This is a genomic window from Anaerobacillus sp. ABR4_321, from assembly GCF_056158505.1.
Genome location: NZ_JBSWTK010000001.1, coordinates 3,321,357 through 3,343,436 on the forward strand (window position 1 = coordinate 3,321,357; position 22,080 = coordinate 3,343,436).

Below are 22,080 nucleotides of genomic sequence, written 5' to 3' on the forward strand. Positions count from 1 at the left end.
TAGCCTCCTCAAGAGGTTTATCGGCGATCGTTAGCATATATCAGCGATATTCTGTTTTTATCAGCCAAATAGAAGTTTATATCAGCGAAAAGTGCTGTTTTATCAGCGATATTTCCTTTTTATCAGCGAAACCTTATTGGTTCAGACAGCATAAAAAAGCCACCGAGATTACCTCGGCAGCTATGTTCTAACTCAATTCATCGTAGTGCTTTTTGATTAGGTTGAATAGGGATGAGCCTTCTTCAATGCCTGTGTAAGTTGTGATAGCGTTTGACAGGCCATTCGTTTGGATAGCTTCTTGGATTTGGACAGCTTCTTCGTCACCTTTTGGATCGAAAAGAAGTGCCGCCGCAATTCCTTTTGCTAAGTACGTTGGCTCTTTACCGATCTTCATCAGCTGACTTGCGGGCCCGGTTAATCGATCGTTCGGACCGAGTTTACGAATTGGTGCACGACCGACTCGTGTAACTTCGTCTACAAGATGAGGATTCTCGAATCTCGCAAGAATCTTCTCGATATACGCACTGTGAACTTCTGAGTCAAAGCTGTATTTATGGTTTAGCAATGCACCCGTTTCTTCTAAGGCACGTTTCACATCTGCATAGAGCGCTTCATTTTCAAGAGCGTCTTTAATCGTTTCTGCACCAGCAAGGTAACCTAGATACGCCGTCATCGCATGACCCGTGTTCACAGTAAACAGCTTGCGCTCGATGTAAGGCGCGAGATCGTCAACGTACGTAATTCCCTTAATTTCCGGGACTTCTCCCACCATCATCGTCTTGTCGACAGCCCACTCATAAAACGGTTCGACCGCTACTGTTAAAGGATCGTCATGCGTTTGGTTGGGTACGATACGATCGACCGCTGCATCTGGAAAACCAGCATACTGTTCGAGTGAACCGTCTCCGCCCATTTGCTCCTGAATCGCTTCTTTCAACATCGTACTTCCGCCGATCATGTTTTCACATGCGATGATGTTAACGGGAGCTTTCCCTCTTTCGATGCGCTTTTCGATGCCTTTTTTTATACTACTAGAAATCATTTTTAGCACGGTTGGACCAACCGCTGTCGTGATGAGGTCAGCTTTACTAATCGCCTCAACGACCTCTTCAGGATTTGCTTTACTGTTGATCCCCCGTACGTTATCCACCTTGATTTCTTTACGCTCTTGGCCAAGAATTTCTACAGTGTATTGATTCTTTTCATTCAGTTCATCGATTACCGTTTCATTGATATCAACAAAACAAACCTCATAGCCTGATTGTGATAGCAGCTTACCGATGAACCCTCTCCCGATATTCCCAGCTCCGAAATGTACAGCTAGCATGATTAGTTCACCTCGTTAAACATAGAGATAAATGTTTCTTTATCTTCTGCTTGAATGAGCTTCTCCACATTTTCTTCTTCTGAACATACGATTGCAATTTGAGATAGAATTTCAAGGTGCTCGTTATCTTTTCCAGCGATTCCGATAATAAGCTTCGCGATATTTCCTTCACCAAAATCAACGCCTTCACGAAGCTGTACGATGGAAAGACCTGAATGATTTACTGATTTTTTCGCATCTTCCGTACCATGAGGGATCGCTACGAAGTTCCCCATATAAGTTGTCGTGATCTTCTCACGTTCAAACATTTGGTCGATATAGCTTTCTTCAACGTACCCTTTCTCCACAAGAATGTTTCCTACAAGACGGATCGCGTCTTCCTTCGTTGCTGCAGTTTCGTTCAATACGATATTTTCTTTCGTTAAAATGCCGTTAGCCATATTATTTCTCTCCCTTTGATTTTAATTTTTCAGTGATGAATCCTTTTAAACGCTCTGCTAAGAAGAGCTTGATTTGTTCCTCATCTTTCTGTTCAAACAAAGCGAGTGTTTCACCAGTTTCGATAATGATGGTACTGATAAAGCTCATCACTTCAATTTGTTCTAGCGTTGCTTCTTCTGGTGCAAGCTGTAACAGAATCGTTTTCATATTGATTTCTGTTCCATCCATCGCGCTTCGCTTAACCGGACTTTCCAACCTGATCATTGAAAATGTCGGCTTAAGAACCTCTTTTGTACGCGCATGAAACAACGCAAGAGAAGATTCCGGTATTCCAACGCCGCCTAATTCCTCGCGTTTTAGAACTGCTTCCGTTACTGAAGCTGAACTCGTAATGGTATTACCCTTTTGCAGTCGGCTGCATTCGTTTATTAACAAGTCTTCTAGTTGATCTGATTTAGCTTGTGTTAGAAGGAAATGGTCCATAATTGAAGCTGCTGCCTCGCTGTATGAGGCTGTTTGCGTAAACCAGGATACAGCTTCTCTCCCTGACTGAAAGGCGCTTTCTTTACGTTCAAGTACTCTTTTGCTTGATCCAGTCGATCGTTGAAGGGCTGTTCGGATGCCTGTTGCTTCTTTTTCAGATAGAAACGGACTCACTTCAATATAGTCTGCATCCAACTCCGTTAAAGGGATCGTCGACACGATCAGGTCGAACGCATGGACATCTTCTTTTTCTAGTTGGAAGAGCGAGACGCTCTTCACATCATGTATCTCATGAAATTCTTGCTTGAGCCTTGTAGCGAGCATCTTTGACGTTCCGATTCCGCTAGAACAAACGGCAAGAATTCTTAGATCGTTCTTCTTATTTCGACCTTCAAGCGCAGAACCAAAGTGAAGGACTAGAAATCCAACTTCTTCATCGGGAACGGAAAGCCCTTTGAAGACAGTTTCAACAGCTTCCGAGATGATAACGAAAAGTTCTTGATAATCTTCTTTGATTTTCGTTAAAAGTGGATTATGGATGCTCATTTTCTGGTTGAGACGATGCATCGCTGGACCTAAGTGTGTCACAAGCCCTTGAAATAGAGAATCATTCGACACAAGATCCACGTTCGTCTTATCACTAACTTCTCTAATCAGCTGTTTCGCCTTTACAGTGATCGGATAATTCGACTCTTCTAAATAATAACTGCTTGAATTCCGAAGCTTTGCTCCTCTGAGGTGCATCGTGATATACCCGACCTCAGCTTCAGGGATCGGAACAGAGAAATAATCTTCCATTCGCTTGCTGATCGTTTCTGCAATCGTGAATTCTTTTGTTTCTTTCATAGTGGAAAGAAAATCTCTTTCCATCTCGATTTTTTCACCTTGCTGAATTCGTTCGATCGCAAGTGTTAAATGAACGATGAGACCAATGTAGGCACTATCTGCCATCATGTGAGATAGGTCATTATTTACTTCCCTAACGATCGTTTCGACTTGATGCAGCTTTTCGTGATCAACAAGCCCAAGAAGCTGCTTTGAAGCAGACTCCATCACGTCACCTTTTGATTTGTTTTGAATCGAACGCTGCAATAATGTAAAGAAGTCTGAGTCGTTATACTCTGTCGCAAGCAGAGAACTGATCGCATGTCTCTTCAATGCTTCTGCACCCTCTACCTGAACACCATACCCGCGCTTTCTAATTAAAGAAAGCTGCATATTCTGTAGCCATTCTTCTACTCTGTTCAAGTCGTTGCTGATCGTTGCCACGGTGACCCTGAGATCATGCGCAAGACTGACGAGTTTAATAGGCTCATGGGATTCTAAAAGTTTACAGAGTATCAATGTTTCTCTTTCATCTTGTGTATACTCGGTAATGTTTAAATTGTACAAGTACCGTTTGAGCTCTTCACGCTGAGAGGGATGTCCATCGAATTGGACACCCACCCCTGCCTTTTTTATTAATGTCAATCCGTAGTGATTCACAACATCTTCTATTCCCGCTAAATCTCTATGAACGGTCCGTTCACTAACACTGAGTTGCTTAGCTATTTCTTTCACCGTAAAGAAATCGTCTGTTTCAAGCAAAAGTTGTAGAATACTTCTTTCCCTTGCTGATATAAAGATGTGAGTTCACCTCTATCCTTTTGTTAACGGTCTTTTAGCATGTTAACAAGTTCATCGTACTTAGGACTATTCATGAAGTTCGCCACTGAAATGTGCTCAGCGTCTGGACGCTTCGCTTTTGCACGATCGGTTAAGTCTTTGTGGGTCACGATTAAGTCTGCATCATCTGGTAGATTGTTGATAGATGTGTTCGATACATCGATCTCTTCAAGTCCTGCTTTCTTGAACTTGTTTCGTAAAACAGATGCCCCCATCGCACTTGACCCCATTCCAGCGTCACATGCAAACACGACTTTTTGAATGTCTTTTGCAGCCACTTCAGTGTCCTTCGTGCTAGTTGTTTCTTCCTCCTGCTTATCCCCTGAAAGATCACTTACAAGCTCATCATATTTCGGACTGTTCATAAAGTTTGTTACTGAAATGTGATGCGCCTTTGGAAGCTTTGCTTTTGCACGATCTGTTAAGTCTTTATGAGTGACAACAAGATCTGCATCGTTCGGAAGATTGCTGATCGATGTGTTGATCACTTCGATATGCTCAAGACCTGCTTTTTTAAATTTATTTCTCAACACGGACGCACCCATTGCACTTGAGCCCATACCTGCGTCACATGCGAATACAACTTTTTTGATGTCTTTGTAGTTAACAGTTGCGTCGGATGACGTTTCTTCTTTCGCGCCTAGCGATGACCTTACGCTACTCTTCTTCCCTTTCATCGCTTCCATCTTTTCTGCTGCTTCTTCAAGATTTTCATCAGAGTCACTTGATCGCTTAAGGATGAAGGATGCAACTAGGAATGAAACGAGTGTAGCGACGACAACACCTGCGATAACCCCAAGGTATCCTCCACGTGGTGTCATGATCATGAGTGCAAAGATACTACCTGGTGAAGGTGGTGCGATCAATCCTGCATTCAGAATACCGAATGTGAATACGCCGCTCATTCCCCCAAGGATCACTGCGATGATCAATGCTGGTTTCATCAAGATGTACGGGAAGTAAATTTCATGAATACCACCGAAGAAGTGGATGATCGCAGCACCTGGTGCTGATTGCTTTGCTGAACCTTTTCCTGCAAACCAGAAAGCAAGAAGAATTCCAAGTCCAGGTCCAGGGTTCGTTTCTAATAGGAACAGAATCGATTTTCCTGCGCTAGCTGCCTGATCGATTCCTAGCGGGCTTAAGATCCCGTGGTTGATCGCGTTGTTCAAGAACAATACTTTGGCTGGCTCAACTAGAATACTAGCTAGTGGTAACAGTCCAGCATCTACGATGACTTCTACTCCAGCTGCAAGTGCTTTGTTTAAACCTAGTACAACTGGTCCGATCGCTAGTGAAGCGAGAATCGTCAGAATACCACCGATGATACCTGCTGAGAAGTTGTTAACTAGCATTTCAAAACCGGATTTGACTTTGCCTTTGATCGCTTCGTCGAATTTCTTAATCGCATAACCACCGAGTGGTCCCATCGCCATCGCACCTAGGAACATCGGAATATCCGCTCCGACGATCACACCCATCGTCGCTGTCGCACCGACTACTCCGCCTCGTGCGCCGTAAACAATTTTACCACCAGTGTAACCGATTAAGAGTGGTAATAAGTAGTTGATCATTGGACCAACAAGTGATGCTAATTGTTCATTTGGAATCCAACCATCTGGAATAAATAATGCTGTAATAAGTCCCCATGCAATAAATGCACCGATGTTCGGCATGATCATGCCGCTTAGATAGCTACCAAACCGTTGAATCTTCACTTTGAAACCGGATTTTTCTTGGTCGCTCATGATAGTTCCTCCTCTTCTTTCGCAGGGAAGACTTGTTGACATGTTTTATTAGATCCTGTCAAAAACGTTGTCGTTAGATTTCCTTGCGAAATGTTTTACTTGTTAATTCCAATAGTAAGGCCATAAGAAAGCGTTCGCAATGAATTCCAAACTCAAATTCGGCAGATGACTTGTTGACATTTTTAAATAATGGACAAAATGACCCAATAAATTGTAATGCAAAGTGAATACGAAGGTACTGGTTGGAGATAACTGAAATCGTGATTAAAAGGAGGGAGCTTTATGGATGAAAAGAAGAAAAAGCCTCAGGACGAGACGTTAACAAACCAGCAGGGACATCCTGTCACGAACAACCAGAATGTCCGAACAGTAGGGAGTCGCGGGCCAACCACTCTTGAGAACTACGATTTCCTTGAGAAAATCAGCCATTTCGACAGAGAGCGAATCCCTGAACGCGTCGTTCATGCACGAGGGGCAGGTGCGCATGGGTATTTTGAATCGTATGGAAAAGTAGGAGACGAACCGATTTCGACGTATACACGTGCAAAAGTGTTTACGGAAGCTAAGAAAACGCCTGTTTTTGTAAGGTTCTCAACGGTCGTGCACGGCACACATTCACCAGAAACGCTGAGAGACCCTAGAGGATTTGCAGTTAAGTTTTATACAGAAGACGGAAACTGGGACCTTGTAGGAAATAACTTAAAAGTATTCTTCATCCGTGACCCTCTGAAGTTTCCTGATATGGTGCACTCCTTCAAGCCTGATCCTGTAACGAACATACAGGATATGGAGAGAATGTTTGATTTCCTTTGCCAATCTCCTGAATCGATGCACATGGTTACCTTCCTGTTCTCTCCATGGGGCATTCCAGCAAACTTTCGACATATGCAAGGATCTGGTGTCCATGCATACAAATGGGTGAACGAAGAAGGAAAAGCTGTACTTGTAAAGTATCACTGGGAACCCGTCCAAGGAATTCGCAACCTTTCACAAGATGAAGCGGATCACATTCAGTCGATGAACTTTAACCATGCGACAACTGACTTGTATCAAGCGATCGAAGATGGAGACTATCCAGAATGGGAGCTCTATGTACAGATCATGGAGGATGGTGAGCATCCAGAACTAGATTTCGATCCCCTCGATCCAACGAAGCTTTGGTACAAAGAGGATTTTCCTTGGCATAAGGTTGGGAAGATGACGCTCAACAAAAACCCTGAAAACTATTTTGCTGAAGTGGAACAAGCAGCATTTGGTACTGGGGTATTGGTCGATGGGCTCGACTTCTCTGATGACAAGCTTCTGCAAGGCAGGACGTATTCCTACTCTGATACGCAGCGATACCGTGTTGGTTCAAACTACTTACAACTTCCGATCAATAAGCCGAAGAAACATGTTTCGACGAACCAGAGCGGCGGCCAGATGGACAACCGTACTGATTATGGGAAAGATGAAAACCCACATATCAACTATGAGCCTTCTTTGATCGGCGGGTTGAAAGAAGCAGCGAATCCAGGTGTGGAACATGAACCATTTGTTGAAGGAAATTTATCGAGAAAAAGCATTCCTCGTGAAAACAACTACGGTCAAGCGGGAGAAACGTATCGCAGACTGAACGACTGGGAGCAAGAGGAACTGATTTCAAACCTCGTCAGTGCACTCATGGACTGCCGAGAAGAGATTCAAGAGAAGATGATCGAACACTTTACACAGTGTGATAAAGAATACGGGGAACGAGTCATGAACGGATTGAAGGAAATGAAGAAGTCTACCGGCTCTGTACTCGATGAAGCTGTATGTGAAGCTGAGGACAAGAGTCATCCATCAGATCCGTACTAAACAGTTGAAAAAAGCTTGGCATCGTTGCCAAGCTTTTTTATATAGCGTTTAAACTGAATTTATGATTCGTATTTTTCTTTACAGCAGCTTCCCCATATAATACTCATCTACATATGTATCATCCATCAGCAACGAATGTCGCTTCAACCCTTCTACTTCAAAGCCGAACTTTTTGTATAGCGCGAGCCCTCCTTCGTTCGGGGTCGCGACGTTCAACTCCAACCTATGTACGTTTTTACTCTCCGCCCAATCCTCTAATTTGTTAAAAAGGGCCGTTCCGACTCCTGTGCCTTGAGCCTTTTCGAGTACACCGATGACGAGGTAAACTGCATGACGCTTTTTCTTTGCTTCACTTCCAACAGCGACTAAATAACCTACCAATTCCTCATCTTGTTCAGCGACAAAGATCGTAGACGTTTCATTTTTCAACATCGACACAATCTTCTTCTTTTCTTCCTCAACATCGACTTTTCGCTCATCAGCACTAAACAGCATGTATCGTGACTCCGCGTCGACCTGATTTCTAATCTTACAGAACCCTTCAACGTCTTCTGCTTTTATCTCTCTAACCTTCATCCTCTTCCAACTCCTTTAAAAGTTCCTATTAAAGCTCGCACTTTACATTCCAATTCATTCCGAGAAAGTCCTTCTCTATCTTCGCTTCCCCGTTTGTTTTTATACAGCTATCTACAGTAGATTGCAAACTGAAGTTATTTGAATAAAAAGCAATGGCGAGAAATAAGATGATGACCACCCCGACTGTCGTTTTTCTCACGATCGATCCTCCTTTATATAAAGCAAAAAGGGATGAATCACATCATCCCTTCTTACCTTTCACCATATTCTATTCTGAAGCATCTTTTTCCTTCAACGGCTCACCGATGACCCTTACTTCACGTTCTAGATCGACCGAAAACTTTTCTTTTACAGTGTTCTGCACGTGATGGATCACGTTCAGATAATCTGTTGCAGTGGCATTGTCGATGTTAACGATAAAGCCTGCATGCTTTTTGGAAACTTCCGCTCCACCGATTCTTGTTCCCTGCAAGCCTGAATCTTGAATGAGCTTTCCAGCGAATAAGCCTGGCGGGCGCTTGAACACACTTCCACAAGAAGGATATTCGAGCGGTTGCTTGCTTTCGCGTTTAAACGTTAGATCATCCATAATCGCTTTGATGTCGTCATAGTTTCCTTTTTTCAACTGAAATGTTGCTTCAAGTACGAGGAACCCTGTTTCATCCACGTTACTATGACGATACGATAAGTCGAGCTCTTCTGCTTTTCGACGAACAAGCTTGCCGTCTTTTGTTACCCCTAGCACACTTTCGAGGCAGTCTGCTACTTCGCCGCCGTACGCGCCAGCGTTCATATACACAGCTCCACCAACGGAACCAGGAATACCACATGCAAATTCTAATCCTGATAAGTGTTCTTTCAATGCGAACTGTGATACTTCGATGATACGAGCGCCAGCTTCTGCAACGACCGCATCTTCCGTACGTTCAATTTTATCAAGCGTCGAGATATTCAACACGATTCCTCGGATTCCACCATCCTGAATGATGACATTCGATCCTTTACCGAGAATGGTTAGCGGTAAATCATGCTTGTTGGCATACTCCACCACTGCTCTTGCATCTTCCGCACCACCTGGAAAAACAAACACATCTGCTTCTCCACCCATCTGTGTGTACGTATGCACATTCAGTGGTTCATTCAATCTGACATCTGCTGTAGGCAAACTATTTCTCAGGTCGTTAAACACACGTTGATTATCCATTACTTACCTCACTTATGAACATGTTCGATTGTGTAATCGTACTCGAACCTTTTATTTTTATTATAGTTATAATCAAAACTGTTCGTGTCTAAAATCTTTATTATTACGGCATACCGCAAAAAACAGCTTTACACAATCATTTATTTTACCATTAATGGGCAAATACTTCATCTCTAATACAAACTCTCATTACGATTATCTACTACTTTTCCTTTAATGAATCATTCAATTGAGAAAGAATGTCTTTTCTAAGTTCGATCAGTTCAGGAAATTGATAAAAGAAAGCTATTTTCTGCTCAGCGATCGTATCACCTTCTGGCTTCGTAGAAAAGATAAAATGTGTCCACGCTTCTGCGATATCTTCTTCAGGATGTGTCGCTGCATAGTCGGTTGAAAAGTGATCCGCATAATCATCATAAAACGCGACCTGCGCTTCTTCGTTCCATTCAACTTCCTTATCGAGCCACTCCTCATAATAATCGGACCAAAACGTTTGGAAGAAGGCGTTCATATACGAATTTTCCTTACTACACCCATTGAATGCAAAGTAATCATCACATGCCATGAAGGCTTCTTCTACTTCATCTTCATCCTCTAAATTCGTCGCATTCACCTGATCATCTTTCAAAGTCAGAAGATGACCATATTCGTGCACGAGCGTATAATAGAAATCCTTCTCGTTCGTTGTATCTTCATAATCGATCGCGAGACGCCACTCTTTCGAATTGTCTAGTGGTTCCACATACCCGAGGACTTCATCCTTCCCATCTGTAAAGATCAAAAACTCCTTTACCATACTTCGGTCTTCCGAAGGGATCAAGTCAGCAAATAACCTCCAGAGCTGCTCATGTTCTGCATTCTCTTCTGTGAAAGGTAGGAACGCCTCTTCTTCTGTTAGAACATTACGATTCTCTATGTGATTTCCGACGATATCGTATAATACAACTTGTGTTTCTACAGCTTCTCTTTCTTCTTCTAAAGACTCAGGGATATCTAAAAAATCCCCTTTTAGCGCATTGATTTCGCTTAAATACCGATCGCCTTCTTCAATTTCAGGCACATCTGACACTGAAGTGGTGCTCGGTTGGCCCACATCCACCGCGCAACCGGTCAATAACAACATGACAAAACAAGCAATGATCCACTTTTTCATCGTGTACCCTCACTTTCTAGTTTAAAAAGCAACTACATCTAATGATACATTATGTTGCTACGTAGATAATGACTTTTGTTACTAGAAAGAATAGGTAAAAAGCTAACAAACCTACTACGGCAGCCCTTCCTTTTTTCATTGCTAGTTTAATGAAGTAAACGACTGCTACCCCAACGATAATCACGACTACTGAAAACATAGTGGTAAGTATAGGAGATTGTGAGATTTCAGCTTCAAAGAAGGATAGGATTCCGAAAACGAAATAGGAGCTTATCAAGATGGTTACAAACAATTTGTGTGCTAGTTGCTTACGGTATAAAGTCGAGCTTTCCAACGGATCACCTCACATGTTGATAGTTGTTTCGATGAGCAACGTGAAAATCCTCCATAAAAAAAGGATGCCTAAGCATCCTCACCTGTTTCTTAGTTTGAGATTTGTATCACACCGCCGCAGTGTGAGAAATCGTGAAATTCGAGTTTACACGATCCTTCTAACTCCGCTTTTAGTTCATCAAAAGCAAAGTAAAATTCATCATCATCCCAGTGATGAAGGTTTTCGCTTCGACACGCTTCTAATTTCCTGCGATTTTCAAACGCCACATCACCGATCAAAATCTTTCCGTTTTCTGATAGCTGTGGAAGAAGTTCTTTAATGAATGCAACCTTCTCACGATCAGAAATATGGTGCAAAGCGTATGTGCTGATAATAACGTCATACTGCTTTTTCTTAAAATGTTCAGGAAGTCCGTGTGTAAGATCCCATTCGATCAGCTGCGCATATGGCATTTTCAACTGAGCGATCCGAATCATTTCGTTCGAAAAGTCGATACCGTTTATGTCGTGACCGGCTTCGTACAACCTGCTCGCAAGAACACCTGTCCCAAATCCGATATCGAGGATGTTTGCCTTTTCGGTCGACATGACCTCGTTATAGATGGCATTCAAGATTTCCTTATAGCCAGCGAATGGATAAGAATCGCTTTCTTCACTTACCTGTACAGAATGATCGTACTCATTCGCCCATAGATCAAATCCTTGTTTACTTAGCATCAAAATCCTCCTACATTTATGTGTCTATCTATTACGTTTGGAGTTCGACTTATCTAAATACTAACACATTTCAGTTTTCTCCCGCTCGTTCCTCGACCTTAATCTTCAAAAGTAGGACAACATGCTCATCATGAATCATTTCTTCAATGCCTTCTTCCGTTTGCATATCAACCGACCTGATCATATTATCTTGCTCACTTTCATAGTACGCTCCAATCACTTTTGTATCTCCAGAATCAAGCGTGATCTCCTCTTCCAGCGTATATCCGTATCCGTGTGGTTTGTCTGTATTTATGGGGTTATTTGGTATCGCTTCAGGACCTGTTGTGGCACCTGGTGCATACAGAGAAACTAACTCTTCTCCTGATTCAGGTTGGATGATGCCGAACCCAACGCTCCCTTCTTGTTCTTCCTCTTGACTAAACCCATAAGAGAGCTCAGTTAGACGTGACGGTGTCATCGGCTCTCCATCGCGGTAGCCTTCGACCCAAACTGTGACCCACGTTTTATCCGCTTTTGTAAGCTTAAGATCATAGTTTAATAGGATACCCATATTCATCTCTTCAAACATCTTTTCATGGTCGTTTCCCACCTTGTGAGAAAGGTAAGCAAGGTGCTCATCTTCCATCGAAAACTCAACACTGCAGCCTCCTAGAAGGAACATAACTAACAATAACCAGAACCTTTTTTTCAAAACACTCCTCCTCTCACCTGTAAAAATTTTACCAGTTACTCCCTAAAAATAGGTCTAAAGACTTTTATTTCCATGTTATAATTTACCTTGTACTCCTAATTTTTTATAACTTTGAGGTGTAGATATGAAACGTTTGGTTATTCTAGTAAGTTTGTTGCTCGTCGTTGGTGTGCTGAGTCTAGTAGCTGTAAATCCTTTCAACCAATCAGAAGCAGTCAACTCTTCTAACGTTCATTCAGAGATTTCAAGAGATCTTTCGAAAGAGCTTATAGGGAAATCGTCTAGTTATGAGATTACAGTCGTAGGGGACACGATGTTCGACTGGTCGATCAAAGAAGCGATGAGCTCGAAGGGGGCAAACTTTCCACTTCAACATATTTCCCCGATCATCAAGGATTCTGATCTCGCCATCATGAACTTAGAAACAGCGATCGGAACAGCAGGGATAAAAGAGAACAAGCTGTACACGTTTCAATCCCCACCCGCTTCAGCCAAAGCAATTAAAGACGCTGGCTTTGACGTCGTCTCACTCGCAAACAATCACGCGATGGACTTCGGTCGTGAAGGCTTACATGAGACGATCGACTTACTGAAAAAAGCAGACCTGAACTATGTCGGAGCTGGTACGAACGAAAGTGAGGCGTACCGTGCTCACTCGCAAACGATCAATGATCACAAAGTCGATATTCTTGGTTTTTCGCAAGTTCTGCCAACCATCTCATGGTACGCAAATGAAAATGGAGGACTCGCTAGCGGGTACCAGCAAGACCGAGTGATCGAGCATATCAAACAATCTGCAGCCACCTGTGATACGACGATCGTGTATATCCACTGGGGAGCTGAACGGACGATCCAGCCTAGCGATAGTCAACGAAACTTTGCACACAGCATGATCGACGCGGGGGCCGACATCATCATTGGTGCACACCCTCATGTGCTGCAAGGGATGGAGTACTATGATGGGAAGCCGATCTTATACTCACTCGGCAACTTTTTATTCCCAGACTACGTTGAGGGTGACACCGCTGACACGGTTATCGCTAAGATCGACGTCACTGTGGACAACTATGAAGTTACCTTTATCCCTGCAGTCATCCATGACAGCACTGTTACTCTCGCCGATAAACAAAACGCCACTCGCATCACAGATAAGATGATTTATCGTTCTAGCTTAATCTCGCAAACTACTGATTTTGCTGTATCTGAAGGAAGCGCACAATCATTAATGATTGCAAAAGCAGGCGAATGATAGAAAGCGTTTCCTTAGAACACCTTTGCGTAAATACATGTATCCGATAATCCAGATCCATCTAACAAAACATCATCGTTTCGTAAAGTCGCTTCAAGCACGTAATCGAGTCGTTCAGGTACTGCACGGCTCTTTTTGTTTTTCAGGTCACATTGAATCTCGATTCGTTTCATGCCGAGTTCTTTCTCCGCAAAGTTTGTCAGTTCACCAACGGCTTCTGTTATGTAACCGCGTCCGCCAAACTTCGTATTGATCCAATACCCAACTTCCGTCTTCGGCACATCCCAATCAAGATTATGAAGACCCGTTGTGCCAACATATTCACCTGTCTTCTTCTCAAATATCAGAAATCTGAACCCTACTCGCTTTAAAAACTTGATATGTGCCTCTCTAACATTGATCTCTGTATCTTCAACCGTTGGATTTTCCCTTGCGAATCCTACCCATGGAGATAGTTCCTTCATTGAAAAGTGAATCGCTTCGTTGATGACTTTACCATCACCTGGTTGAGGCATACGTAGGATTAATCGTTCCGTTTCTAGCTCAGTGCGTACATCCATTAAAATCGGGTTCATCTGCTTCTTTAGCTCCTTCTGGTAAATGTAATAGCTCTATTATAGGCATAGTAGATTTTGGAAATAAAGGGTAATATTTTAAAAAATCACTATCTTTATACAATAAAAAAAGACGAGGCGTTTGCCTCGTCTTCAAAGTGAGAAGCCAATTCGCTCCTCATCATTCCACCTCAATTATTATCATCCTAACAACCGTTAACGATCATTCACTATCTTTATGTCCACTTTCAGGCAGCGTATCCCAGAACGATGTATCTTGAGACTCGATCGATCCATCCGCTATCGCTTTGATCACGGCTTTCATCCCGGTAACAGCCTGATTGATCAAATAACCGTTACTTTTTTGACCAAGAATATATGGCTCGTAATAATGATCTGCCATTCCTCTCATCTCAAAAAGAAGCGTAGAAATCCCATACTCGACTGCAAGACCATTTCGACTGATCGTAGGGGCTGTTCCCCCTACGTACTTGGACAAGGTGCCATATCCTTTTGCTTCGATCGCATTATACAACACGCCACCAAGCTGTTTAGATTTTTCGCGCACCTCAGCATCTACGTTTTCATTCGTTGGGTAAAGAATCGAACCTGATACAAGTTCATCAGTATCCCCTAGCGTCGTTTCGGTACCTTGATGGTGAAGGTCCACCATGTATTCCGGCTCATATTTCTGTAGAACATTCTCATGCAATGCCTTTGTTTCTGGCTGATTTCGTTCAACATGATCGCGATTCAAATCTACGCCGTTTGCATTGTATCGTGTATGTGTACCAGCTGCGTAATCTTCAAGGGAAAAGTTCACGTCCCCTTCAGCACCATCTACATTTAATCGCGGTGCGATGAGTACGTTCACGTTTTGGAGAAGCTCTCTCACTTCCTTATTGTTCGTACTCAAATACTTGATAACCTTTAACGCACCTTCTGTAGTGAGCGTTTCGTTTCCATGCTGCTGAGTTAAAAAGAGAATCGTAGGGTTTTCTTCGTTCTCTCCAAACTTAGCAAGGTAAAGATCCCTGTCTTTAACAGATTGACCATAAACTTCAAGCTCAAGTGCATCAGACTGCTTATCGATCCTTTCGAGCAGTTTTACCATTTCCTCATAGCTATGTAATCGCTCATTCTTCACCGTTTCATTACCGTTATACCCCGGACCATTTCCAGTAGCTCCCACGGTAGCACCGTTTAACAGTCCTCCTGAAACGACCAACATCCCTGAAACGACAATCGGAATCATTTTTTTCTTCATCATAAGTCCTCCAGTTTTAAAAGATTCCTGTCATGTTTTCGCTATTATTTTTTCCTTTCCTGTCAAATAATAGGATTTGATTCGTTAGACCTGTTCGGTTTCGAAAAAATGGAAGAAGAAGATTGTTTAGCTGGATTTTTAGTACAATACTCATGATCAATGAGCGCAACCATCACTCACATAAGAGAATAGAATCACCTTTCGTCATCCTTCTTCTAAAAAAATGAGGCTAACGATAGAAAAAAGAGCAAGCTCATATTGAGCTTGCTCTTACTTTCTTTCTAATTCGCTTTTGCAACGGACTGTACGTTCTTCTTTTTCGACGTTAATTTGTCGACAAGACCTGATAGTGCTCCGTCTCCCGTAACGTTCGTTGCTGTACCAAAGCTATCTTGTGCAAGATAGAGTGCGATCATAAGAGATACCATCGTTGCATCGAATCCTAGCATGCTCTCAAGAAGTCCGATCGCGGCCATCACCGCTCCACCCGGTACACCAGGTGCTGCGATCATCGTGATCCCTAGCATCAAGACGAAAGGAATGATAGAAGCGAACGTTGGGTCCTGTCCATTTAATAGCATCACAGCCATCGCACAGGAGACGATCGTGATTGTACTTCCTGAGAGATGAATCGTTGCTAGAAGCGGGATACTGAAGTCCGCCACTTTTTCGCGTACGCCGTTCTTCTTTGTCTGCCTAAGCGTAACCGGTATGGTTGAGGCAGATGACTGTGTACCGAGAGCTGTGAAATACGCTGGAATCATCCCTTTTAATAATGTAAAAGGATTTCGCGATGTAGCAGCACCCGTCACGCTATATTGAATCAACAGCATCGTTAGATGAAGTAGAATGATCATGACAAAAACTTTTGCAAACACGCTTAAGATCGTTTGCACCTGACCAGCACTCGTCATATTCGCGAATATCCCAAGGATGTGCAGTGGCAGTAACGGAATGATCACGTAGCTGATCACTTTTTCGATGATCGTTCTAAATTCAACCATAACGCCTTTAAGCTTATTTTCTTTCATCGCTGCCATTCCTAAACCGAGCGTAAACGCTAGTACAAGAGCTGTCATAACGCCCATCATCGGCGGGATTTCCACCTGGAAAAATGGCTCTAGAAGTGATTCTTCAGGGTTTTCCATCTCTGAAGCTGCGCCGCCAGTTGTAAGAAAAATAGGATAAAGGTTACGAGCTGCAAAGAATGCGAGTAATCCTGCTAGAAAAGTAGAAAGGTACGCAACCGTCGTCGTGACCCCGATCAGCTTTCCAGCACCTTTACCAATTTCACCTATTCCTGGTGCGATGAATCCAATAATGATCAGCGGAATAGCGAATCCAAGGAAGTTACCGAATATACCGTTGAATGTCGCGAATAATCTTACTGTCCATTCTGGTAGAAATGCTCCAATTAATACACCTAAAGCAATTGCGATAAGAATTCGTGGTAGTAGTCCAATCTTCTTCATAGTGTCCTCCAAACAAAAACATTTGTCCATCTGAGATGTAATCTACGGAGTACTTTACAAGATAATCGAGGTTCTAGCAAGCTTTTAACGCAAAAAAGGATTAAAAACTTTTTCCAATAAAAAATCACCGCCCTTTCACAATTGAAAAGGCGGTGTTTTTCATGCGTTCAACGCTTCGTTATGAACTTTTTCAAAAAAAGCTTCAAGCGGAGCCGTATCTTTCAGGTACTCATTACACAAGACGCTGTCTACACACATATAGTGACCGACCGTGTGGTAGTCTTCATGATCATAAACCCGGGACGATACATGCGCAACTTCACCATACCGACCGCATAAGTAACAGGTTGTCCTCTGATTTAATATCGTATAAGATCCTTCCACGCCGAGGAGGTCGCCTTTATATGGATAAATAAGATACTTTCGTTTTGATTGTATATCATTCCAACCAAGATAGGTGATCGTTCTAGGATAAGAATAGGGAAGCTTTACTTTTTTACTTTTACGAAAAAGCTTCTCTATTTCGTTCTGCGCTAGCTCTGGGAAAGGAATAACGACTTTTTGTGCTCTTTCAAGAAAGTGTTCGATTTCAGAAACGTCCAAGTAACGGATTTCGTCGATGAAGGCATGTTGTTCTTTCGAAAGGGTAGGAAACAGAGCGAGTAGTTTATCTGCGATCGTATGCTGCACGGCAGCTTTCACGTCGGCATCAACGAGATGACTAACGTTGTATAATAAAACATCGATTTGTTCTCTAATGACATTCAGATGGTGATTATACAAAAACGGCTGAAGCATAAAAGCACCCCTCCTTGTGTTTTCTTTATACCACAATCAGAGTGTTCCATCTACACAAAAAGCCGGCTATGCCGGCTTTAAAACGCGAGATCAATCGCTACCTGTTACGAAGTCATCTTCTTTCATCGATGCAAGAATGACGCCAGACGTCACGCGATCGTTTTCTTGTACGTGTAGTTCAGAGATTTGCCCACTTACGTTGAGCGTGACATCCTCAACGTTGCCCTGTCCATCGCGAATGACAAACATCGGCTCCCATTCGTACACACGGGATGAATGGTTCACATAAACTTTTTCAACAATCCCTTCACATGGACAGACCACTGTGCGATTCATGTTATTGTGCCCCTTTCTGACATGTATTGTTCCTCGAATGAGGACGAAAGTCAGTTTACTATCATGATATGTTTCACATGGCCAAGTATGATGTGAAACATTTACTGAAAAACCTCGCGTCTATTTTACCGGCATTTGAAAGAATCGCAACCCCGAAACTAAAATCCATACATTTCAGAAAAATGCAACCGAATTCAACGTAAAAAACGAGCACCTTATGGATACTCGCTTACGGCTTCCCTTCATCAATTTTGTTTTTCGTTTCGAGGTCGATGAGTTTTCTGACCTGTTTCATTAAAGGGTGATCGAGCTCATACTCTTTCCCATAAGTAAGGTTGAACTCGTAGTCGAACCCTGGTGGATTCGTTCCTTGAGTATGCTGAATGATCGTTTCCATCTTATCGAGTGCCTTTACAAACTTTGCTTCGCTCGTTTCTCCTTTGTTATATTCCTTACATAACGCTAAGATCGCGCTTTGGTTTTCTTCTGGCAAAGCATCCGTTAACCGCTCGACACCTTTTTCCTCTTTTTTGATCTTTTTATCATGATTCACCTTCACCGTTGCTGAAATGTCTCCATCATACGCCTCTCCAAGATCGTGAACGAGGCACATCTGAATCACTTTATTCATGTCGAGCCCTTCTAGCTCATCCTTTAGTGCAAGTGCAAACATCGCGAGCCTCCAAGAATGCTCAGCAACGCTCTCTCGTCTTCCCTTCTTCGTATACGCAGATCTCGTCGTTTCCTTCAGTCTCTCTAACTCCTTAATGAACGTGACGATTTCCTTCGCATCCACCGTAGCTAACCCCCTCTGTTTGGTGCCCTGTTTGGTGCCTGTCACCACCCGTTTCATGTCGAATGTCGAACGTTTTTCAACTGCTGCTCTTTTTCGTTTAGGCGTCCCTTTATCTTCTCACACTCATCGTGATGTTTCTTCAATGTAGCTCTTCGCACTTCGATCATTCTCTTTACTTCAGTAGGGTTGGGGCCTCCTCTTACACTTCTCCTGCGAACAAATTCTTCAGGACAAACGATCCCTTTCCACTCTTTATCTGAAAGAGCCACTGTCATCTTTATTTGCGCTTTCAACAAATCGTTTACTTCTCCTACGTTCCAATCAGCTAACTCACGATTTTCATCAACACATTTTCTAGCTAAATGACTCGCAGCCTTATGAGCCTCACGATAGGATACACCCTTCTCTCTCGTCAATACATCTGCGAGCTCTGTAATCGTAATACAGTGTTGAGACGCTTCGGAACGCGCTCTTTGTTTATTTACTTCCATCGTCCTAATAACGGCATTCATCAAGCGATACACTCGTGAGGCTTTATCGAATCCGCGATAAAGATGGGGCTGTAAGTCATCTTCCGTATCGACGATATCTCCATAGGGCGTATTGTGAATCATCTGAATCACACTTAGCGCCTCACCTACAGCACTACTAGCAATTGCGCGAGCATGCTCGATCGATACAGGATTTCGTTTTTGCGGCATGATGCTGCTTACTTGCACGTAAGGTGCTGCAACGTGTAAGATCCCCACTTCAACCGTAGCAAGCCTTAAGAAGTCTTGTATCCAGCGACCGGTATTCGTCATCGATGTGAGAATGGCAGTAGCAGGATCGAGTAAATAATCAACGCCGCCGATCGCATCGTATGAGTTCTCCATCACACCTTCGAAACCTAACAATTCACTAACCCGCTCACGGTTGATGGGAAAGCCAGTCGTCGTAATCGCCGCTGCTCCCATAGGGGAATGGTTTATGGTATGGAATGCATCCCAAAACCGATTCAAATCACGCTCAAGAACATCGTACACTGCTACTAGATAATGCCCGAGGGTTGTTGGCTGTGCGGGCTGTGTATGCGTATGAGCAGTCATTACTGTATCGATGTGGTCACCTGCTTGCTGGATAATACCTTCCTTAATCGAAATCAAGTCACCGATGAGCAAAAGAACGTGATCACGCAGCACAATACGGTACATCGCTTCACCCATATCGTTTCGACTCCTCGCAATATGCATCGCGCTTGCTAAATCCGGACCAATTTCCTTACTTATCGTCGATTCCATCATGAAGAACAGATCCTCAAACTCTGGTGAATAGGATAGTGAACGTACATCCATCTCTTCAAGACGATTCACGCAGTCAAGGATCACCTTAGCATTTTTCTTCTTGATGATTCCCTGTTCAGAGAGCATCACAACATGAGCCCTGTGGATTTGAAACATCGCATGAAATAAATAATCACGCTGATCTTCGAACACATATGTCAATAGCGCCTCAACATACGTCTTACCAGGAAAGACGCTACCTTCTTTTTTAGTGAATTCTTCTTTGTTCATTTGGTGCCTGTCACCACCCGTTTTTACTCATCATATGTCGAAAGAATAAAAACGGGCATTGAGCTGTTCGCTCAATTGCCCGTTTTGTTGTAGTTTTCTTTTTTCCATACATAATACGCTTCGTGGTCGACTTCTCTTACCCAAAGGCTGTGTTTTGGCACAACGCGATCAGACACTTTGTACCATACGCCACCTCTTAGCCTTCTGTAGAGCTTAAATCGTGACAAGAACTTTTCATTAAGTGAAGGCAGTAATTTCTTAAGAAACTTCAGCATACCTCCACGCACCTCCTTCATAATAGGTCAACAGAACACAATATGTAAGAAGGAGTGAAAAGATGTTAAAAAAAGGCCTTCGACTACCTTACAATTTCACATTGCGCCTCACATCGAGATAACAAGAATTACCAACCGTTTTTTTGCAACAATTTCCTCATATTAGGAACAATGAAGGTAGAAAAAGGAGTGAATGAAAAATGAATCTCAACGATCCAACACAATACCAAGCGGGAGATATCGTTTATGTGATGTATCGAAATCCACATACATACGACGTCGCTAACATCCAACAAGCAGCAGTCGTGAATGATCCCGACCACCCTGGTGAACTTGCACTCTTTCTGTATGAAACCTATTATCCATTGAATTCAGATATTGCGATTTACCAATCAGAAACAGAGGCACAGCAAGCTTTCGATATGTACTTCGGATAATAAAACCATTTAAGGAAGGAGGAACTGTATTGGTTAAACCGTTTGTTCCACAGCTCGTATATATAGAACCCCGCGCTACCGAATATCCCCTCGGTCGCCAGTTAAAAGAAAAGTTTACGAAGATGGGCATCGAAATACGTGAAACAACCTCTCATAACCAAGTAAGAAACCTACCGGGTGATAACCATTTCCAGCAGTATCGAGTGGCAAAGTCAACGCTTGTCGTTGGAGTTAGGAAAACGCTGAAGTTCGATACATCGAAGCCTTCTGCAGAATACGCGATTCCCTTTGCTACAGGCTGTATGGGGCATTGTCACTATTGCTATTTACAAACCACGATGGGAAGCAAACCTTACATACGAACGTATGTGAATACGGATGAAATCTTCGATGCGGCTGAGAAGTATATGCAGGAACGTGCTCCAGAGCAAACGAGATTTGAGGCATCTTGTACATCTGACATCGTAGGGATCGATCATCTTACGCACACTTTAAAGAGCGCGATCGAGTACTTTGGGAAATCAGAATACGGAAAACTTCGTTTTGTAACGAAATTCGCGCATGTTGATCACCTTCTTGATGCGGAACATAACAAGAAAACAAGGTTTCGTTTCAGCATGAACGCAGACTATGTGATTAAGTTTCTTGAGCCTGGTACTTCAAGACTCGATGAGAGGATTGAAGCTGCAGCAAAAGTCGCTGAAGCAGGATACCCGCTCGGTTTCATCGTTGCACCGATCTACCTTTATGATGATTGGAAACAAGGGTACCTCGAGTTGTTTGAACAACTCGAAGCAAAACTACCGAAGAAGGCTACAAAGGACTTAACGTTCGAACTTATCCAACATCGCTTTACAAAACCAGCCAAGCGCGTTATTCAAAAGAACTATCCGATGTCAAAGCTTGAGATGGAAGAAGAAAAACGCCAATGGAAATGGGGTAAATACGGAATCGGTAAGTATGTCTACCAAAAAGAGCAGCAAGAAGACATGAAAGAAACACTTGGAGGCTATATCGATAAGTTCTTCCCCGATGCAAAACTGGAATACTTTACGTAAAGACGGTGCCTGTCACCACCCGGTTTAGGTCGAATGGTGTCGAGAGCAACGTGCCATTTGCATTTCATTCCGTAACACCTTAAAATATGAGTGTACTCATTTATG

The 22,080-nt window shown here is 42.9% G+C and carries 23 protein-coding genes; 4 read left to right on the forward strand and 19 right to left on the reverse strand.

Annotated elements, in window-relative coordinates:
- Positions 1–187: 187 nt before the first annotated feature.
- From ACXADT_RS17330 to ACXADT_RS17345, 4 genes are read right to left on the reverse strand one after another with little or no spacing between them, the layout of a single operon-like run.
- Complete coding sequence (locus ACXADT_RS17330) at positions 188–1,327, reverse strand: mannitol-1-phosphate 5-dehydrogenase (protein WP_474832068.1); 1,140 nt, start codon at positions 1,325–1,327, stop codon at positions 188–190.
- A 2-nt stretch (positions 1,328–1,329) separates the two neighbouring features.
- Positions 1,330–1,767, reverse strand: a complete 438-nt coding sequence (locus tag ACXADT_RS17335) for a PTS mannitol transporter subunit IIA (protein ID WP_474832070.1) — start codon at positions 1,765–1,767, stop codon at positions 1,330–1,332.
- 1 nt (position 1,768) lies between these two features.
- Complete coding sequence (locus tag ACXADT_RS17340) at positions 1,769–3,877, reverse strand: BglG family transcription antiterminator (RefSeq protein ID WP_474834575.1); 2,109 nt, start codon at positions 3,875–3,877, stop codon at positions 1,769–1,771.
- A gap of 23 nt (positions 3,878–3,900) precedes the next feature.
- The gene (locus ACXADT_RS17345; protein ID WP_270181430.1) at positions 3,901–5,664 is read right to left on the reverse strand and encodes a PTS mannitol transporter subunit IIBC; all 1,764 of its coding nucleotides are present in this window, start codon (positions 5,662–5,664) and stop codon (positions 3,901–3,903) included.
- Positions 5,665–5,946: 282 nt separating this feature from the next.
- Here ACXADT_RS17345 and ACXADT_RS17350 point away from each other — a divergent pair, with 282 nt between their 5' ends.
- On the forward strand, positions 5,947–7,503 hold the full coding sequence (locus ACXADT_RS17350; protein ID WP_474832072.1) for a catalase: 1,557 nt from the start codon (positions 5,947–5,949) through the stop codon (positions 7,501–7,503).
- Positions 7,504–7,581: 78 nt separating this feature from the next.
- Here ACXADT_RS17350 and ACXADT_RS17355 read toward each other — a convergent pair whose 3' ends face one another.
- From ACXADT_RS17355 to ACXADT_RS17385, 7 genes are all read right to left on the reverse strand, one after another.
- Complete coding sequence (locus ACXADT_RS17355) at positions 7,582–8,079, reverse strand: N-acetyltransferase family protein (RefSeq protein ID WP_474832074.1); 498 nt, start codon at positions 8,077–8,079, stop codon at positions 7,582–7,584.
- 28 nt (positions 8,080–8,107) lie between these two features.
- Positions 8,108–8,278, reverse strand: a complete 171-nt coding sequence (locus ACXADT_RS17360) for a hypothetical protein (RefSeq protein ID WP_474832076.1) — start codon at positions 8,276–8,278, stop codon at positions 8,108–8,110.
- A gap of 69 nt (positions 8,279–8,347) precedes the next feature.
- Positions 8,348–9,283: a UDP-N-acetylmuramate dehydrogenase gene (murB, locus tag ACXADT_RS17365; RefSeq protein ID WP_270181426.1), complete on the reverse strand. Its 936-nt coding sequence runs from the start codon at positions 9,281–9,283 to the stop codon at positions 8,348–8,350.
- A gap of 202 nt (positions 9,284–9,485) precedes the next feature.
- Positions 9,486–10,436, reverse strand: coding sequence for a hypothetical protein (locus ACXADT_RS17370; protein ID WP_474832077.1), 951 nt, complete (start codon positions 10,434–10,436; stop codon positions 9,486–9,488).
- 49 nt (positions 10,437–10,485) lie between these two features.
- Positions 10,486–10,770 (reverse strand): hypothetical protein, encoded by a 285-nt coding sequence (locus tag ACXADT_RS17375; RefSeq protein ID WP_474832079.1) that lies wholly within the window; start codon positions 10,768–10,770, stop codon positions 10,486–10,488.
- An 89-nt stretch (positions 10,771–10,859) separates the two neighbouring features.
- On the reverse strand, positions 10,860–11,486 hold the full coding sequence (locus ACXADT_RS17380) for a class I SAM-dependent methyltransferase (RefSeq protein WP_270181423.1): 627 nt from the start codon (positions 11,484–11,486) through the stop codon (positions 10,860–10,862).
- A gap of 70 nt (positions 11,487–11,556) precedes the next feature.
- A complete protein-coding gene (locus tag ACXADT_RS17385) occupies positions 11,557–12,180 on the reverse strand; it encodes a hypothetical protein (protein ID WP_474832081.1) in 624 nt (207 codons plus the stop codon).
- A gap of 124 nt (positions 12,181–12,304) precedes the next feature.
- On the opposite strand from ACXADT_RS17385, the gene ACXADT_RS17390 reads away from it, so the two are divergent.
- Positions 12,305–13,429, forward strand: a complete 1,125-nt coding sequence (locus tag ACXADT_RS17390; protein WP_270181421.1) for a CapA family protein — start codon at positions 12,305–12,307, stop codon at positions 13,427–13,429.
- Between the two features lie 14 nt (positions 13,430–13,443).
- Here the strand turns inward: ACXADT_RS17390 and ACXADT_RS17395 are convergent, their stop codons facing one another.
- The 8 genes from ACXADT_RS17395 to ACXADT_RS17430 all read right to left on the reverse strand — a co-directional run bounded on the left by ACXADT_RS17395 (position 13,444) and on the right by ACXADT_RS17430 (position 20,480).
- Positions 13,444–14,004, reverse strand: coding sequence for a GNAT family N-acetyltransferase (locus tag ACXADT_RS17395; RefSeq protein ID WP_474832083.1), 561 nt, complete (start codon positions 14,002–14,004; stop codon positions 13,444–13,446).
- A 202-nt stretch (positions 14,005–14,206) separates the two neighbouring features.
- Positions 14,207–15,250 (reverse strand): M14 family metallopeptidase, encoded by a 1,044-nt coding sequence (locus ACXADT_RS17400; protein ID WP_270182032.1) that lies wholly within the window; start codon positions 15,248–15,250, stop codon positions 14,207–14,209.
- A 281-nt stretch (positions 15,251–15,531) separates the two neighbouring features.
- On the reverse strand, positions 15,532–16,722 hold the full coding sequence (locus ACXADT_RS17405) for a dicarboxylate/amino acid:cation symporter (protein ID WP_474812659.1): 1,191 nt from the start codon (positions 16,720–16,722) through the stop codon (positions 15,532–15,534).
- Positions 16,723–16,881: 159 nt separating this feature from the next.
- The gene (locus tag ACXADT_RS17410; RefSeq protein ID WP_474832084.1) at positions 16,882–17,520 is read right to left on the reverse strand and encodes a FusB/FusC family EF-G-binding protein; all 639 of its coding nucleotides are present in this window, start codon (positions 17,518–17,520) and stop codon (positions 16,882–16,884) included.
- Positions 17,521–17,610: 90 nt separating this feature from the next.
- Positions 17,611–17,856 (reverse strand): biotin/lipoyl attachment domain-containing protein, encoded by a 246-nt coding sequence (locus tag ACXADT_RS17415; protein ID WP_270181417.1) that lies wholly within the window; start codon positions 17,854–17,856, stop codon positions 17,611–17,613.
- Positions 17,857–18,085: 229 nt separating this feature from the next.
- Positions 18,086–18,652: an HD domain-containing protein gene (locus ACXADT_RS17420; protein WP_474832085.1), complete on the reverse strand. Its 567-nt coding sequence runs from the start codon at positions 18,650–18,652 to the stop codon at positions 18,086–18,088.
- A 53-nt stretch (positions 18,653–18,705) separates the two neighbouring features.
- Positions 18,706–20,205: an argininosuccinate lyase gene (gene argH / locus ACXADT_RS17425; RefSeq protein WP_474832086.1), complete on the reverse strand. Its 1,500-nt coding sequence runs from the start codon at positions 20,203–20,205 to the stop codon at positions 18,706–18,708.
- Between the two features lie 71 nt (positions 20,206–20,276).
- Positions 20,277–20,480 carry a hypothetical protein gene (locus ACXADT_RS17430; RefSeq protein ID WP_270181414.1) on the reverse strand — a complete coding sequence of 68 codons (204 nt, stop codon included), beginning with the start codon at positions 20,478–20,480 and terminating at the stop codon, positions 20,277–20,279.
- A 200-nt stretch (positions 20,481–20,680) separates the two neighbouring features.
- Here ACXADT_RS17430 and ACXADT_RS17435 point away from each other — a divergent pair, with 200 nt between their 5' ends.
- Both ACXADT_RS17435 and splB read left to right on the forward strand, forming a co-directional pair.
- Complete coding sequence (locus ACXADT_RS17435) at positions 20,681–20,917, forward strand: transcriptional regulator SplA domain-containing protein (RefSeq protein ID WP_270181413.1); 237 nt, start codon at positions 20,681–20,683, stop codon at positions 20,915–20,917.
- A gap of 29 nt (positions 20,918–20,946) precedes the next feature.
- On the forward strand, positions 20,947–21,975 hold the full coding sequence (gene splB, locus ACXADT_RS17440; protein ID WP_270181412.1) for a spore photoproduct lyase: 1,029 nt from the start codon (positions 20,947–20,949) through the stop codon (positions 21,973–21,975).
- The last annotated feature ends 105 nt before the right edge of the window (positions 21,976–22,080 follow it).

Bases quoted from the DNA above. Each gene is read 5' to 3' on its own strand.
- argH (WP_474832086.1), bottom strand. From the start codon at position 20,205: ATGAACAAAGAAGAATTCACTAAAAAAGAAGGTAGCGTCTTTCCTGGT.
- ACXADT_RS17335 (WP_474832070.1), bottom strand. From the start codon at position 1,767: ATGGCTAACGGCATTTTAACGAAAGAAAATATCGTATTGAACGAAACT.
- ACXADT_RS17370 (WP_474832077.1), bottom strand. From the start codon at position 10,436: ATGAAAAAGTGGATCATTGCTTGTTTTGTCATGTTGTTATTGACCGGT.
- ACXADT_RS17400 (WP_270182032.1), bottom strand. From the start codon at position 15,250: ATGAAGAAAAAAATGATTCCGATTGTCGTTTCAGGGATGTTGGTCGTT.
- ACXADT_RS17355 (WP_474832074.1), bottom strand. From the start codon at position 8,079: ATGAAGGTTAGAGAGATAAAAGCAGAAGACGTTGAAGGGTTCTGTAAG.
- murB (WP_270181426.1), bottom strand. From the start codon at position 9,283: ATGGATAATCAACGTGTGTTTAACGACCTGAGAAATAGTTTGCCTACA.
- ACXADT_RS17405 (WP_474812659.1), bottom strand. From the start codon at position 16,722: ATGAAGAAGATTGGACTACTACCACGAATTCTTATCGCAATTGCTTTA.
- ACXADT_RS17415 (WP_270181417.1), bottom strand. From the start codon at position 17,856: ATGAATCGCACAGTGGTCTGTCCATGTGAAGGGATTGTTGAAAAAGTT.
- ACXADT_RS17395 (WP_474832083.1), bottom strand. From the start codon at position 14,004: ATGAACCCGATTTTAATGGATGTACGCACTGAGCTAGAAACGGAACGA.
- ACXADT_RS17430 (WP_270181414.1), bottom strand. From the start codon at position 20,480: ATGCTGAAGTTTCTTAAGAAATTACTGCCTTCACTTAATGAAAAGTTC.
- ACXADT_RS17345 (WP_270181430.1), bottom strand. From the start codon at position 5,664: ATGAGCGACCAAGAAAAATCCGGTTTCAAAGTGAAGATTCAACGGTTT.
- ACXADT_RS17390 (WP_270181421.1), top strand. From the start codon at position 12,305: ATGAAACGTTTGGTTATTCTAGTAAGTTTGTTGCTCGTCGTTGGTGTG.
- ACXADT_RS17330 (WP_474832068.1), bottom strand. From the start codon at position 1,327: ATGCTAGCTGTACATTTCGGAGCTGGGAATATCGGGAGAGGGTTCATC.
- ACXADT_RS17350 (WP_474832072.1), top strand. From the start codon at position 5,947: ATGGATGAAAAGAAGAAAAAGCCTCAGGACGAGACGTTAACAAACCAG.
- ACXADT_RS17435 (WP_270181413.1), top strand. From the start codon at position 20,681: ATGAATCTCAACGATCCAACACAATACCAAGCGGGAGATATCGTTTAT.
- ACXADT_RS17380 (WP_270181423.1), bottom strand. From the start codon at position 11,486: ATGCTAAGTAAACAAGGATTTGATCTATGGGCGAATGAGTACGATCAT.
- ACXADT_RS17410 (WP_474832084.1), bottom strand. From the start codon at position 17,520: ATGCTTCAGCCGTTTTTGTATAATCACCATCTGAATGTCATTAGAGAA.